We start from the raw sequence: 14,555 nt of genomic DNA, 5'->3' as shown, positions 1-14,555 counted from the left end.
GAGCGACCCCGCCGAGCTGCGAGAAGCCTCTTTATATCGGGCAAACGAGGTTCTGCCGGGCTTCTCAGCCAGCACTCAGGAAGCTCTCATGGTCGCGGTTCAAGCTCAGTGTCATGACCGAGAGCTTCCGCCGCAGCGGCGAGTACGAGAGCTTTGACAGCTATGCGAACCCGTACCAGGGCGCCCAGCAGCACGCCTCCTCCCCTGTGAACCCCGAGTGGCCGCCCCCGCCGGTGCAGCCGCCCGTGCCGCCGGTCACGGTCGAGCCCGCGGCTGCCGCTCCGGCGCCGAAGAAGCGGGCCCGGGGTCCCTTCGCCCTGCTGGCCGCCGTGGCGATCGTCGCCGCGGCCATCGGCGGCGGCACCGCGTACGCCTTCCAGGAGCTGACCGGCAACGACACCGCCGCCACCAGCAGCACCAGCACCAATGTGGTGCCGTCCAGCAAGAAGGGCGACGTCGCCACCATCGCCGCAGCCGTCAGCCCGAGCGTGGTCGAGATCAGCGCCACCCTGAGCAACGGTTCGTCGACCGGCTCCGGCGTGATCATCACCAGCAATGGCGAGATCGTCACCAACAACCACGTCATCTCCGGCGCCTCGTCGATCAAGGTGACGACCAGCAGCGGGAAGTCGTACACCGCGAAGGTGGTCGGCACCGACAGCAAGAAGGACCTCGCCCTGATCAAGCTGGAGGGCGCGTCCGGGCTGAAGGCGGCGACCCTCGGCAACTCCTCCGGCGTGCAGGTCGGCGACACGGTCGTGGCGATCGGCTCCCCCGAGGGCCTGAGCGGCACCGTCACCAGCGGCATCGTCTCCGCCCTCAACCGTGACGTGACCGTCTCGACGGACGAGAGCCAGGACCAGGGTCAGCAGGGCGGCCAGGGCGGCGGCAACGGCCAGTGGCCGTTCTCCTTCGGCGGGCAGCAGTTCAACGGCGACACCGGTTCGTCGACGACGACGTACAAGGCGATCCAGACCGACGCGTCCCTCAACCCGGGCAACTCCGGCGGCGCGCTGATCGATGCCGCCGGCAACATCATCGGCATCAACTCCGCGATGTACTCGGCCAGTTCGTCCTCGTCCTCGGGCTCGTCGGACGCCGGCAGTGTCGGCCTCGGCTTCGCCATCCCGATCAACACCGTCAAGTCCGACCTGGCCAGCCTCCGGTCCGGCGGCTCCGACAGCTGAATCCCCCCTTCACGAGCAGGGAGTACGTCATGATCAAGCAGGTTTCCCACACCGGCGCCGGCACCGACCCGGCCGGCCTCGCCCTGGCCCTCGATGTGGCGTACGAACTGCACGCGCCGACGACGCGGGCCCCTGAGGTGGCCCCGCAGCTGATGGGCCTGCACACCACTGCCGCCCGCCCGCACCGCCGCAAGGTGCCGCTGAAGCGGCTCACGGCGATGCGCGGCTGATCGCACCGGCCCTTCACTCTTTACCCGCCCGCAGGGAAACATGCGAGGCTGAAGGCGTTCAGCACCTTCTGCACATTCCGCAGGTTCAGCCCCTTGCCCGTCCCACCGCACCGAGGAACCCGAAGCCCATGAGTCCCGCCGATGGCGACCGTGACCCGCAGCGCATCCTGATCGTCGACGACGAGCCGGCCGTGCGCGAAGCACTCCAGCGCAGCCTCGCCTTCGAGGGCTACGACACGGAGGTCGCGTTCGACGGTGCCGACGCCCTGGAGAAGGCGACGGCCTACCAGCCCGACCTGGTCGTCCTCGACATCCAGATGCCGCGCATGGACGGCCTGACCGCGGCCCGTCGTATGCGGGGTGCGGGCACGACGACGCCGATCCTGATGCTGACGGCACGGGACACGGTCGGCGACCGCGTGACGGGCCTCGACGCGGGCGCCGACGACTACCTGGTCAAGCCCTTCGAGCTGGACGAACTCTTCGCCCGCGTCCGCGCCCTGCTGCGGCGCAGCTCGTACGCGGCGGCCGCCATCGCCGGTACGGCCCAGGACGACGAGGCGCTGACCTTCGCGGACCTGCGGATGGATCTGGCGACGCGGGAGGTGACGCGGGGCGGGCGCCCGGTGGAGCTGACCCGTACGGAGTTCACCCTCCTGGAGATGTTCATGGCACACCCGCGCCAGGTGCTCACGCGTGAGCAGATCCTGAAGGCGGTGTGGGGCTTCGACTTCGAGCCGAGCTCCAACTCCCTGGACGTGTACGTCATGTACCTGCGCCGGAAGACGGAGGCGGGTGGGGAGCCGCGGCTTGTGCACACGGTGCGGGGTGTGGGGTATGTGCTGCGGCAGGGTGGCGCGGAGTGAAGAGGTTTCTGCGCCGCTTCCGCACGCTGCCGATTCGCTCACGGCTGGCGATGTTGGTGGCTGCGGCGGTGGCGTTCGGGGTGGCGGCGGTTTCGGTCACGTGTTGGTTCATTGTGCAGGGGAAGCTGTACGAGCAGGTCAACGACGACCTGGACCAAATGGCGCGGAGGCCCGGCACGGTCAACGCGCTCCTGCAGAGGTGCACGCAGACCCCGCAGGAGAACCCCCAGAACTGGCCCGGCCGGAACGACTATGTCCAGGCGATCAAGGAGAAGGGCGCGCCTTGCGTCGACCCGAACTCCCCGGGAACGGTCAACGTCACCAGCTCCGACAAGAACGTGATCAAGGCCGCGAAGAGCGGCGGCATCTACCGTAACGGCACCGACGAAGACGGCAACGCTGTACGTGTGCTGACCCTGTACCTGGGCGTGGACCAGAGCGACTCTCAGGGGGTCGCCCTGCAACTCGCGGTCCCCCTCAAGGGCACGCAGTCCACACTCAACGAACTGGCCCTGATCCTCCTCCTCGTCTCAGGCGTCGGAGTCATCGGCGCCGGAGCCGCGGGCCTCGCAGTCGCCCGCGCGGGCCTCCGCCCCGTCGACAAGCTCACAGAAGCCGTCGAACACGTCGCCCGCACCGAGGACTTGAGCATCCGCATCCCGGTGGAGGAGGACGCCGAAGACGAGGTGGCCCGGCTCTCCCGGTCCTTCAACTCGATGACGTCGTCCCTGGCCAGCTCCCGGGAGCTGCAGCAGCAGCTCATCGCGGACGCCGGGCACGAACTCCGCACCCCCCTCACCTCCCTCCGCACGAACATCGAACTCCTCACCCGCAGCGAGGAAACCGGCCGCCCGATCCCGCCGGAGGACCGCAAGGCGCTCCTCGCCTCCGTGAAAGCGCAGATGACCGAACTGGCCGCGCTGATCGGCGACTTGCAGGAGCTGTCGCGGTCGGAGGGGCAGCGGGGCGAGCGCGTCCAGGTGATCTCGTTGGAGGACACGGTGGAAGCGGCGCTGCGCCGGGCACGGCTGCGCGGACCGGAGCTGACGATCACGGCGGACCTGCAGCCCTGGTACGTACGGGCGGAGCCGTCCGCGCTGGAGCGTGCTTTCGTCAACATCCTGGACAACGCGGTGAAGTTCAGCCCCGAGGGCGGCACGATCGAGGTGGAGCTCGGCAGCGGCATCCTGACCGTCCGCGACCACGGCCCCGGCATCCCCGCCGAGGAACTCCCCCACGTCTTCGACCGCTTCTGGCGCTCGCCGAGCGCACGGGCGCTGCCGGGCTCGGGCCTGGGTCTGTCGATAGTCGCGCGGACCGTGGAGCAGGCGGGCGGCGACGTCACCCTGACCCGCGCGGACGGCGGCGGCACGGTGGCGACGGTACGGCTGCCGGGGGCGCCGATGCCGCCGCCGGAGGGGCCGTAGTCCTTACCGTCGGCCGCGCCTGTCCGTGCTCCGGTCGCGGGCGTCCTCAATGGTGGTGCGGCGCAGCTGGGAGATGAGGGGCTTGATGTCATCGACGTGGGCGCCGGCCTTCAGCTCCTGGTAGATCCGGTCCGCGATCTCCTTCTGCCGCCAGGTCTGCCCTGCCACCAACTCCTCGCCGAGCTCGTCGAGTTGGGCTGCGCGTCGCTGTGCGGCGGGGTCGTCCTCGCCGCGCCCAGGACCGTGGGCGTCGTAAGAAGGCATGGTCATTCTCCGGTTCCTTCCGCTCAGTTCTGCCCGGTCTGCCTGCGCTTCTTGGCCCGGCGTGCTGCACCCAAGTCGCGGAACGGGTTGGTGGTCAGGTCGACCGCGGTCTTGCGCGGATCCACGGCGTAGTGCTCGTTGAAGTGCACGACCCAGGCCAGGATCAGCAACCGGTCCACTCGAGGGGTACGGACCGTGACTTCGTATTCCGCCCTGATGCCCGCGCGCCGGGCGAAGTCGAAGCCCTCGGACTGGGGTCCGGAGAACTGCACTTTTGCGGAGAGGAGGGCGTCGAGGCTCTCGTGGCCCAGGAAGTTCTCGATGACCGGGGCGCGGCGCAACCGGGTGTTCAGGCCCTTCCACTTCCCGGTCAGTTCGCCGAGGTCGTGCTGTACCAGGGCCCATCCATGGTCCAGCCGGTCCCACGGCCGGGTGCGCACCTCACCGATCCGGCTGCGGTCGGCCGCGAACGCCATCCCCGTCGAGAGGACGAAGCCCAGGACCTCGTCGGGGCGTTCCGCGGCGTACACCCGGTATTCGGGCAGGGAGTGATGCGGGGAATCCTTGTGCATCAGGACCACCGGCGTGCGCTGCCCGGCTGCCCGCACCTCCCAGGTGGTGTGCGTGCGGCCGTAGTCGGCCGAGACCGTGAACTCCTGGAGGGACTGGAGCTGCTGGTTCATTGGATTCCTTACGGGCGTCGGCACGGGTGCTTCTGGTCGTTCAGGCCGCGGGGAGCAGGGCGATGCGGGACGCACCCATGGTCGGGGACCAGCCGCCGCCCTTCTCGAACTCGAAGCCGCGCTGCTCCACGTCGTCGATGAGACTGCCGATGGTCGGGGGCGGCGAATCCAGGAACTCCATGGCCGCATGAACGGCCTTCTTGATGCCGTCCACCGCGTCGGAGATCTTCTCGAAGATCGTCTGGATGATGCCGATCACGTTGATGATGAGCCTGACGGTCTTGTACATCTCGTAGATCCTGTCGGCGGTCCAGATGCCCGCGACGACGTCCGCGACCGGGTCTTCGGGCCCGAGGCCGACCACTTCGATGGCGGCGTCGCCGGCCATCATCTCCGCGAACTGCTCGGCCAGTTTCCTGATCCCGTCCTCCATCAGCTTCCCGATCTCGCTGAGCGCCTCCCAGACGAGTCCGACGACGACGTGGTAGCCGTCCTTGAACGCCTTCGCCGCGAGCTTGGCCGCGTCACCGACGCCGCCGATGCCCATGGTCCAGCGGAACAGGTACGAGTCGAAGTTGGTGGCGGCCTCCCCGGACCATTCGCCGCCGAGCTTCCAGGACCCCTTGCGCAGCGTTCCGGCCACCGTGTACGCCGCGTCGCCCAACTCGTCGTAGGCGTCGCCCAGATAACTCAGCCGGCCGTACTCGCCGAAGAGGGGCTTCAGCATCAACTCGACCAGGCTCTGGCCGGTGCACCACTGGAAGGCGTGCTCCGCGGCCTTGAGGTCGGTGCTGTTCCGGGCCACCAGGAGCGCGGTGTGGATGCTCTTCGACGTGGTGTCGTCGGCGCTGTCCAGTTTCTTGAGGTCGACGTCCTCGTCGGTGAAGTTGCCGAGGCTGGAGGCGCCGGGGAGTGTCGAAATGTCCGGGAAGGAGAAGGAGGACTGCGGGTATATGTTGCGCAGTTCCGTCGCGGTGTTCTGGTCGACGTGGGTGTAGGCGGCGCTCGTGCGCTGGATCTTGTCGTCGATGACGCCCATGCCCCGCTGGCACTGGGCGAGCTTGTCGCTGAAGAAGGTCGAGATGTCCGGGACGAACTCGCGCGCCAGAACAAGCAGCCCGTCCAGGCCGTCGACCTGCGCACACTCGTGGCCGCTCCACTGCGCGAGCCTGACCAGATGGTCGCCCTGCTTCTTCGTGAGGTCTGCGTATGCGTGAAAGTCGCTCTGCGCGGGCGTGCGGAAGCCTGTCACGGCCACTCCCCTGTTGACGTCATGTCAGTGTCCGGCGCTGCGGGGGGACCCTACATGCGGTAGGGGCGGATTTGGCGGGCCGTTGGCATGTTCATTAGCAAAGATTGGGCGCGGCGGCGTCTGTACGGGCTCACGCGGCAACCTTCCCGCCCGGGGTGACGACCCATCACCGGTCCCTGTCCCCCCGCACGGAACGGATTCCCCCATGGCTCAGCACCGCCGACGCCGAACCGCCCTCGCCATCGCCGTCCCGCTCGTCCTCGCGGCCACCGGAGCCGTCGGCTACGGCCTGCTCCCCGGCGCCCAGCCCAAGGCCTCCGCCGCCACCCTCCCCTCCTGGGCCACCACCACCGCCGACGGCTTCGCCTCGGTCAACGCCCTTGGCCAGAACGGCACTTACGGAGGGAGGGACGGACAGCTGGTCACCGTGAGGACCGCCGCCGACCTCGAGAAGTACGCCACGTCCACCGACCCGTACGTCATCGTCGTCGCCGCGGCCATCAACATCGATCCCGTCGGAAAAGAGATCAAGGTCCAGAGCAACAAGACCATCGTCGGGTCGGGAACGGCCGGGCAGATCGTCGGCGGTGGTTTCTTCCTCGGCCAGGGCGTCCACAACGTGATCATCCGGAACCTCACCATCCGGGACACGTACCAGGGCACCTGGAACGACAAGGACCACGACTTCGACGGCATCCAGATGGACGGGGCCCATCATGTCTGGATCGACCACAACGACATCCGGCACATGGCCGACGGGCTCATCGACAGCCGCAAGGACACCAGCTACCTGACCATCTCCTGGAACAGACTCAGCCAGGACAACAAGGCCTTCGGCATCGGCTGGACCACCAACGTCACCGCGGACATCACGGTCCACCACAACTGGATCCGCGAGACCGAGCAGCGCAACCCGTCGACCGACAACGTCGCCCACGCGCACCTCTACAACAACTTCCTGGAGGACGTGGCCGGGACGGACATCAAGTCCTTCTACGGCAACTACTCGCGCGGCAAAACCAACATGCTGCTGGAGAACTCCTACTTCCAGGGCATCAACAACCCCGTGATCAGGGACAGTACGGCCACTCTCGTCCAGCGCGGCAATGCCTTCTCCGGCACCAGCGGCCGTAACGAGAGCGGTGGTTCGGGCGCTTCCTGGGACCCGAAGAGTTACTACGACTACACGCTCGACAAGGCCGCCGACGTGCCCGCACTCCTCAAGTCCGGTGCCGGGCCACGCAGTTCCATCGGTACGACCGCCACGACCACGGACACGAACGCTGCCGCCACCACCCTCACCGTCGCGCAGGACGGCAGCGGCCAGTACAGGACGGTCCAGGCCGCCGTGAACGCCGTACCCGCGAACAACGCCTCCCGGGTGGTGATCGCGGTCAAGCCGGGGACGTATCGCGAGCTGGTCAAGGTCCCGGCCAACAAGCCGCACGTCACCATCCAGGGCACGGGCGGCAGCCGTAAGGACACGGTGATCGTCTACAACAACGCCGCGGGGACGCAGAAGCCGGACGGGTCGGGGACGTACGGCACCGGCGGCAGCGCCACCGTCGCCGTCGACGCCGACGACTTCCAGGCCCGCAACCTGACCATCTCCAACGACTTCGACGAGGCCGCCCACACGGACATCGCCCAGCAGGCCGTCGCCCTGCGCACCGGCTCCGACAAGGTGTTCCTCGACGGGGTCATCGTGAGCGGCGATCAGGACACGTTGCTGGTCGACACGGCCGCCAAGGACAAGCTCGGCCGCGTCTACATGTCCAACTCGTACGTCATCGGCAACGTCGACTTCGTCTTCGGGCGGGCCACGGCCGTGATCGACAAGTCGGTCATCACACTGAAGAAGCGGTACGACGGGACGTCGGCCGGTTTTGTCACAGCCCCGTCCACCGCCGCCAACCGCAAGGGCATCCTGATCGCCAACTCCACGGTGAGCGGGGATGTTTCGAACCGGTCCTTCTATCTCGGGCGGCCCTGGCACGCCGGTGGTGACGCCACCCTCGATCCGCAGACCACCGTCCGGAACACCTCCCTCAGCGCCGCGATCAAGACCACACCCTGGACCGACATGAGCGGCTTCTCCTGGAAGGACGACCGGTTCGCCGAGTACAAGAACACCGGAGCGGGGTCGGGCGCGGCGAGCAGCGACCGGCCGCAGCTGACCGACGCCCAGGCCGCGAACCAGGAGGTCGCGGACTGGCTGGGCGGCTGGACGCCTTCCGCCTCCTGATGCCTTCCTGACGCCGACCCCGTCCTGACGCGCACAGCTCCCCGCCCTACGATCACCTCGGACACGGATGCCGGGGAGGGCATATGGGCGGGGACACGGGCGGGATCGACCGGGTGTACCGAAGACGGCGCAAGCCGCCGTTGCAGCAACTCGGTCTGTTGGGGCTGCTCGGCGCGAACGCCTTCTTCCAGGCCGGCCGCTTCAGCGATCCGTACACCCATGGCGACGGACCGCCCGGCTGGCCGCCGTTGGCGTTCGGGCTGCTCGTGGCGACGACCTTCGTCCGGGTCGCCCTGGAACAACTGCGGGCGCACACCCGCGTCACGACCGCGGGCATCACCGTCCAGGGGCGCCTGCGGTCGCGCTCCTGGACCTGGGGCGAGGTGTACGACATCCGGGTCGAGCGCGCCCCGCGCGGTTGGGGCCCGCAGGGTGGCCCCCAGTGGCTCACCTATCTCTACGACTTCGAGGGCCGCCGGCGCCTGCTCTGGCATCTCGACGACTGGCAGCTGGCCGACCCGTACGCCGAGGTCTCGGAGCTGTGCCTGTCGGCAGCCCCTTACCGCAGTCTGGCCTGGGAGCCGCGTCTCCAGGTCGAGGCGCTGATCCTGCGGGGGGCGGCTCGGCGCAAGGCGTGGAGGTGGGCCGTCTACGGTGCGATCGCGGTGCTTGTCGCCATGTTCGTGGTCGACTTCTGGGAGATCGTCAACGGCGGGCCGGACCACCCGTTCCTGCTGCTCGTCTGCGTGCCGCTGGCCTCCTTCGCCGTCCTGGGCGCCGTACTCGACCGGTACTGGACCAGCCGCCCTCCGGGCTCCCTCGCACAGCAGCCGTAGCAGGGTGCCCAGGCTGCCGGTCCGGCCGTTCGCCTTCCGATCGCCGGATCGAGTGATCCCACGACAACGCCCAAGGTCATCCCCATCGCCGTAGTTACGGTGATCGCGTTGCTTGTGCCGCAGGCACACCCAGCCCAGCCTTGAGGAGGAGGCGCCACCTTGACCGCTCTCGCACATGAGAGGCCCGAGACCATGTCCCACGCTCCCGCTGAATCCTTGAACGGACCCGACCTGGACGAGGTCCTGTGGCAGGCCTGGAAGGCCATGGAACTCCCTGAGGGCTACCGCGCTGAGATCATCGAGGGAGCCATCGAGGTGTCGCCCACCGGGCGCCGTTCGCACATGCTGATCGCCAATAGCGTGCGAAGGGCACTGGACAAGTTCCTGGACGAAGGGGAGTACGCCTGCTACCAGGACGGGAACGTGATCCACAAACGCAAGGCGTGGATCCCGGACGCCTTCGTCGCCCCGGAGGACACGGAACCGTGCAGCGACGAGGACGACATGGGGGTCAGGGCCGACTCCGTGCAGCTCATCGTCGAAGTCGTCTCCCCGGGCAAGCGCAACCAGGACCGCGACCGTATCCGCAAGCGCCGTGAGTACGCACGCGCCGGCATCCCCGTGTACGTGATCATCGACGACTACGACGGTGCGGGCGCCGTCACGGTCTTCACGGGTCCTCGCCCTGACAAGGCCGACTGGGAAGACATCCACCGCGTCCCCTACGGCACCGAGGTCACCATCCCCGAAGGCCCCGCCAAGGGCTTCGTGATCGGCGAGGCGATCACCGGCCCCAAGCGGGGGTGAACCGGGCGGCGGCCAGGCCTACCACCTGAGGATCATCGTCTCGTCGTGCGCCGGCGGTACGTCGGCCACCGCGTCCGGGAGCGGCTCGGCGAGCCGCGCGTAGGCGCCCGAGCGGGCGAGGAGTTCCTCGTGGGTGCCCGTTTCCACCAGCCGGCCCCGGTCGACGACCAGGATCCTGTCCGCGTCCGGCGCGAGGCTCAGATCGTGCGTGATCATGATCGTCGTACGGCCCGCCATCAGCTTGCGCAGCGGTGCCACGACCTGCCGGGCGGCCACCGCGTCCAGGCCGGCCGTCGGCTCGTCCAGGACGAGGACCGGCGCGGAGCGCAGCATCGCTCGGGCGATCGCGACGCGCTGCAGCTGGCCGCCGGAGAGGGCGGCCGTGCCGGGCGCGATGTGGGTGTCGTATCCCTCGGGCAGGGCGGTGATGAAGTTGTGGGCCGCCGCTTCCCTGGCCGCCTGCTCGATCTCCTCGACGCTCGCGCCCGGCCGCCCGCACGCGATGTTCTCGCGGATGGTGCCGTTCAGGATCAGGGTTTCCTGGGGCAGCAGCGCCACGTTCTCGCGCAGGAACTCCAGCCGTACGTCGGTGAGCGGGACGCCGTCCAGGGTGATCGTGCCCTGGGCCGGGTCGTAGAAGCGGGTCAGGAGTTTCGACAGGGTCGACTTGCCGGCGCCGCTCGGGCCGGTGACGATCACGAGTTCGCCGGGGCCCGCGATGAAGGACACGTCGCGCAGGGAGGCGCGGCGGGACTCCGGGTAGCGGAAGGACACGTTGTGCAGGCCGAGCCAGCCGCGCACGGGCCACTCGGCGACCGGTGAGGCGGGGTCGGTGACCGCGGGCCGGGTGTCCAGGATCTCGTTCAGGCGCTGGGCTCCCGCCGTGGCGGCGGTGAGGGTGAGCCCGAGCTGGCCGAGGTTGCGGACCGGCGGGTAGAGGTAGCCGATGAAGGCGGCGAAGGCGAGGAGTTGGCCCAGGGTCATGCGGTCGGCCGAGATCTCCCAGACGCCCAGGCCGATGACCGCCAGCACACACAGCGTCTCGACGACCTCGACGAACTGCTCGTACATCTCGCTGAGCCGGGCACCGCGCACGCTCGCCCGCATCCAGGCACGCGCCTCGACATCGAGCCGCTTCTCCTCGTCGGCGCGGCGGTTGTACGCCTGGGTCAGCACCACGTTGCCCAGCGACTCCTCGACCACCGAGGTGATCGCGCCGTCGGCGACCCGCTCGTCCTGCGAGGCGGTCCTGATACGGCCGGAGAAGCGGCGGGCGGCGAGCAGGAACAGGGGCGCGAGGACGAAGGTGGCCAGGGCCAGGTCCCAGCGCAGGTAGAGGGCGGCACAGGAGTAGAAGACCGCCGAGAAGGCGGCCGACACCGTGCCGACGACACCCGACACCACCATCTGCTCGATGGCCTCGACGTCACCGGTGAGGCGTTCGACCAGGTCACCCTGGCGGTGCTTCTGGAAGAAGTGCGGCGGCAGGTCCTGGACGTGCCGGAAGACCTTCGCCCGCAGTCTGAGTACGAATCTCTCGGCAGTCCAGGTGGCCAGCGAGTTGCCGAGGTAGCCGACCAGCGCGCCGAGCGCGGCGACGGCCAGCCAGGCGGCGGCCGGGCCCCAGAAGGCGGAGAGCGAGCCGGCCTTCAGGGCGTTGTCGGTCAACTGCGCAAACAGCAGGATCGAGGCGGTCTCCGCGAGCGCGGACACCACCACGCACGCGACGATCGCCGCGAGCCACCTGCGGTCGCCGCGGGTCAGCGGCCAGAAACGGCGGAAGGCCTCGCGGACCTCTCTCATGGTCGACAACTCCCTTCAGGTTGCGCTGGACATGGCCGAGGCGGGGCCACCGGCGCGAGCGCGCACGCTCGCACTGACCGGTGACCCCGCCTCGCGGGATGCCTCAGCCCTGGTGGCCGACGGGGCGGCGCTTCGGGGCGGGCTTCTTCGGGGCCTTCTTCTTGGGGGCCGGTGCGCCCTTCTTGCAGTCGTTCTTCCTGACCGGGGCAATCTTGTGGAAGCTCATGTCTGTGTCCCTCTCCGCTGCAGTTCTGCAACAGTCCTTCTACCGATCTGCTGCAATTGCCTGTGATTTAGGTGAGTGAATTCTTCGTCAGTGCTTGTGAGCAATGGGCTTGCGCCGCGGAGCAGGCTTCTTCGGGGCCTTCTTCTTGGGGGCCGGGGCCGGCTTGTGGTGCTTCTTGACCGGGGCGATCTTGTGGAAGCTCATCGTGTTCTCCTCAGCTTTCGCTTTATTGGCTGCCGTTCGCGTCGTTCGCTTTCGACATGGAAAACACTACGGCCTTTCCGCAGCCAAAAAAGCCTTTTCGCCTTAGACCTCAATAAGAAGCGATGTGAGTTGCCTCTGAAAATAAATTCTCAGACAGACCCCGGAACCGAACCCGTACTTACACAGGTTTTAACGACCGACGGCCAGCCCCGCCCCCTCGATCCGCACCCTGATCCCGTCCTTCTCCACCCGCACGTCCCGCAGCCGAAGCTCACCGCGGTGCGGCGTGGGCAGGCGGAAACCCAGGGACAGGCGGTCGGCCAGGACCGGGCGGGTGAGCCGGGGCAGGGCGTCCAGGAGGGCCGGGTCGAAGCCGAGGCGCTTGAGCAGCTCGGGGTGGTCCAGGGCCAGGTCGATCAGGTTGAGGCGCATGGCCTGGTGAATGAAGCGCGGTGTGCCGGTCACGCGCGCCAGTTCGGAGTCGGAACGCAGGGCCGCGCGTACGGCCCAGTCGGGTACGCCGAGCCGCCGTACCACCGCCGGAACCGCGAACATCGCCTTCACCTTGTTCGTCTCGTGCGTGAGGCGTGCAGCGGAGTCGCGGGTGAGGTGCAGGCCCTCGGAGGCGCGGGTGCCGGGCCGGTAGGTCGCCAGGTCCCCGAGGTCCAGCCGCATTCCGCCGATCTGTGTGGCGATGCCGTGGTCGCCGTCCCGGCCGATGCGCGCGTCGGCTCGCAGCCGGAGGTCGTGTCCGGCCACCGGGAGCGTGCCGCGCGCCAGCACCCGGTCGTGGCCGCGTCCCGTGAACGTCACCTGGGACGCGCCGAGTTCGCGGTTCAGGTCGTCGAAGGAGAGCAGTACGTCGCCGTCGAGCCGGGGAATCCCCGCACCTCGTACGGAAGTCGGTCCGTCGGGGGCGTTCAGCCGTACGTCGTGCGCGGTCGCCGTCACCCTGGCCAGCGTGACCCGGGAGGCCGCGACGTCCGGCACGGTCACCTTCACCGACTTCAGCCGTCCGTCGGCGAGTTGGGTGAGGAAAGGGAAGCCGTCGATGTCCACTTCGGGCGCCGCGCTCAGGTGCATCCGGTCCTTGAGCGTGTCGGCCGCCCGGCGCTCGGCGTACAGCAGCGCCCAGCGGTCGGCGAGGGTCAGGAAGGAGGTGAGGACGACGACGCCCGCCACCATCTTCAGCGCGAGCGGGAGGCCGGCGAAGCGGCTTCTCCTACGGCGGCGGCCGCCGCGGCGGTGGTTGGGCGGGGCCCAGGGCTCGTCTTCCTCCTCGTCCTCGCTTGCGACAAAGACACTCGCAACAAAGTCGTTTATGTTTGTACCAGAATGCGTCGTAATGTGGTGGGGGGCACGCATCGAGCCATCCGACCATGCGAACGCCCCCCACCCGCAACCTCTTCTTCGGGTATGCGATCTAGCTCACGATCGTGATCCGGCCAGCTGCCGGCGGTGAAATCGGGCCGGTCACCAGGCGGACGCGGCCGAAGCGGCGATACGGTCACTTTGCCCCGTTCCTCACCCCTCACATTGCAGCCCCCTCCGCTTACCCTCGTACGCATGACCAGCGACGACACCGCCCGGCCCGGCCGGACCCGCTCCATCGAGACCTACTCCGTGCTCTCCCCGGAGCAGACCGAGGCCGTGCTCTCGCTGCTCGCCGAGGCCGCCGAGGACGACGGCCAGCAGGCGGTCTCCGAGCAGGGGCGTCTGCAACTGCGCGGCGGGGCGCGCGAGGGCGTGTCCCATCTGCTGCTCAGCGTCGACGACGAACTCGTGGGTTACGCGCAGTTGGAGGACACCGACCCGGTGGAGGCGCCGGCCGCCGAGCTGGTCGTCCACCCGGCGCACCGCGGGCACGGGCACGGGCGGGCGCTCGGCTCGGCGCTGCTCGCCGCCTCCGGCAAGCGGCTGCGGGTGTGGGCGCACGGCGGGCACTCCGCGGCGCGGCATCTCGCCCAGGTGCTGGGGCTCACGCTCTTCCGCGAACTGCGGCAGATGCGGCGGCCGTTGACGGGCCTGAACCTTCCGGAGCCGGTGCTGCCGCTGGACGTGACCGTCCGTACCTTCGTCTCCGGCCAGGACGATGCGGCCTGGCTCGCGGTGAACGCCGCCGCCTTCGCCCACCACCCCGAGCAGGGCTCCCTAACCCAGCGCGACCTCGACGACCGCAAGGCCGAGCCGTGGTTCGACCCCGCGGGCTTCTTCCTCGCCTTCCGCGGGGACGAACTCATCGGCTTCCACTGGACGAAGGTGCACGCGGCGGAGCGGCTGGGCGAGGTGTACGTCCTCGGCGTACGGCCGGGTGCGCAGGGCGGGGGGCTGGGCAAGGCCCTCACGACGATCGGGCTGCGCCATCTGGAGGCGCAGGGGCTGCCGACCGCGATGCTGTACGTGGACGGGGACAACAAGGCGGCGGTGTCGGTGTACGAGCGCCTTGGCTTCACCACGTACGAGACGGATCTTATGTACCGCACGGAAACGTGACCCCCTGGGGGCAGCGCCCCCGGACCCCCGTC

General features: G+C 68.8%; 14 protein-coding genes. 8 read left to right on the top strand and 6 right to left on the bottom strand.

Features of this window, described 5'->3' with window-relative positions:
- The first annotated feature begins 113 nt into the window (after window positions 1–113).
- The 4 genes from ACFY10_RS39320 to ACFY10_RS39305 all read left to right on the top strand — a co-directional run bounded on the left by ACFY10_RS39320 (window position 114) and on the right by ACFY10_RS39305 (window position 3,710).
- Window positions 114–1,187: a S1C family serine protease gene (locus ACFY10_RS39320; protein WP_390670082.1), complete on the top strand. Its 1,074-nt coding sequence runs from the start codon at window positions 114–116 to the stop codon at window positions 1,185–1,187.
- A gap of 29 nt (window positions 1,188–1,216) precedes the next feature.
- Window positions 1,217–1,417: a hypothetical protein gene (locus ACFY10_RS39315; protein WP_390670081.1), complete on the top strand. Its 201-nt coding sequence runs from the start codon at window positions 1,217–1,219 to the stop codon at window positions 1,415–1,417.
- Window positions 1,418–1,545: 128 nt separating this feature from the next.
- Window positions 1,546–2,283, top strand: coding sequence for a response regulator transcription factor (locus tag ACFY10_RS39310; RefSeq protein WP_390670080.1), 738 nt, complete (start codon window positions 1,546–1,548; stop codon window positions 2,281–2,283).
- A complete protein-coding gene (locus ACFY10_RS39305) occupies window positions 2,280–3,710 on the top strand; it encodes an ATP-binding protein (RefSeq protein WP_390670079.1) in 1,431 nt (476 codons plus the stop codon). The genes ACFY10_RS39310 and ACFY10_RS39305 overlap by 4 nt, the downstream gene beginning before the upstream one ends.
- Window positions 3,711–3,713: 3 nt before the next feature.
- Here ACFY10_RS39305 and ACFY10_RS39300 read toward each other — a convergent pair whose 3' ends face one another.
- The 3 genes from ACFY10_RS39300 to ACFY10_RS39290 are packed head-to-tail and all read right to left on the bottom strand — an operon-like array spanning window position 3,714 to window position 5,909.
- Window positions 3,714–3,980, bottom strand: a complete 267-nt coding sequence (locus ACFY10_RS39300; protein ID WP_390670078.1) for a hypothetical protein — start codon at window positions 3,978–3,980, stop codon at window positions 3,714–3,716.
- A 17-nt stretch (window positions 3,981–3,997) separates the two neighbouring features.
- A complete protein-coding gene (locus tag ACFY10_RS39295) occupies window positions 3,998–4,657 on the bottom strand; it encodes a hypothetical protein (protein WP_390670077.1) in 660 nt (219 codons plus the stop codon).
- Window positions 4,658–4,697: 40 nt separating this feature from the next.
- The gene (locus ACFY10_RS39290; protein WP_390670076.1) at window positions 4,698–5,909 is read right to left on the bottom strand and encodes a hypothetical protein; all 1,212 of its coding nucleotides are present in this window, start codon (window positions 5,907–5,909) and stop codon (window positions 4,698–4,700) included.
- A 205-nt stretch (window positions 5,910–6,114) separates the two neighbouring features.
- On the opposite strand from ACFY10_RS39290, the gene ACFY10_RS39285 reads away from it, so the two are divergent.
- From ACFY10_RS39285 to ACFY10_RS39275, 3 genes are all read left to right on the top strand, one after another.
- Window positions 6,115–8,154, top strand: a complete 2,040-nt coding sequence (locus tag ACFY10_RS39285) for a pectinesterase family protein (protein WP_390670075.1) — start codon at window positions 6,115–6,117, stop codon at window positions 8,152–8,154.
- 83 nt (window positions 8,155–8,237) lie between these two features.
- The gene (locus ACFY10_RS39280; protein WP_390670074.1) at window positions 8,238–8,990 is read left to right on the top strand and encodes a PH domain-containing protein; all 753 of its coding nucleotides are present in this window, start codon (window positions 8,238–8,240) and stop codon (window positions 8,988–8,990) included.
- 159 nt (window positions 8,991–9,149) lie between these two features.
- Window positions 9,150–9,797 (top strand): Uma2 family endonuclease, encoded by a 648-nt coding sequence (locus tag ACFY10_RS39275; RefSeq protein ID WP_390670073.1) that lies wholly within the window; start codon window positions 9,150–9,152, stop codon window positions 9,795–9,797.
- An 18-nt stretch (window positions 9,798–9,815) separates the two neighbouring features.
- On the opposite strand, the gene ACFY10_RS39270 is transcribed toward ACFY10_RS39275, so the two are convergent.
- From ACFY10_RS39270 to ACFY10_RS39260, 3 genes are all read right to left on the bottom strand, one after another.
- Window positions 9,816–11,600: an ABC transporter ATP-binding protein gene (locus ACFY10_RS39270; protein WP_390670072.1), complete on the bottom strand. Its 1,785-nt coding sequence runs from the start codon at window positions 11,598–11,600 to the stop codon at window positions 9,816–9,818.
- A 103-nt stretch (window positions 11,601–11,703) separates the two neighbouring features.
- On the bottom strand, window positions 11,704–11,826 hold the full coding sequence (locus tag ACFY10_RS39265; protein WP_390670071.1) for a hypothetical protein: 123 nt from the start codon (window positions 11,824–11,826) through the stop codon (window positions 11,704–11,706).
- A gap of 393 nt (window positions 11,827–12,219) precedes the next feature.
- Window positions 12,220–13,395, bottom strand: a complete 1,176-nt coding sequence (locus ACFY10_RS39260; protein WP_390670070.1) for a DUF2993 domain-containing protein — start codon at window positions 13,393–13,395, stop codon at window positions 12,220–12,222.
- 201 nt (window positions 13,396–13,596) lie between these two features.
- Between ACFY10_RS39260 and mshD the strand changes: the two genes are divergently transcribed.
- Complete coding sequence (mshD, locus tag ACFY10_RS39255; protein WP_390670069.1) at window positions 13,597–14,523, top strand: mycothiol synthase; 927 nt, start codon at window positions 13,597–13,599, stop codon at window positions 14,521–14,523.
- The last annotated feature ends 32 nt before the right edge of the window (window positions 14,524–14,555 follow it).

Source organism: Streptomyces sp. NPDC001401, from assembly GCF_042895385.1.
In the GTDB taxonomy this organism is placed as follows: domain Bacteria; phylum Actinomycetota; class Actinomycetes; order Streptomycetales; family Streptomycetaceae; genus Streptomyces.
Note: the sequence above shows the minus strand (reverse complement) of the source record. Positions and strands in the feature narration are given on the sequence as shown.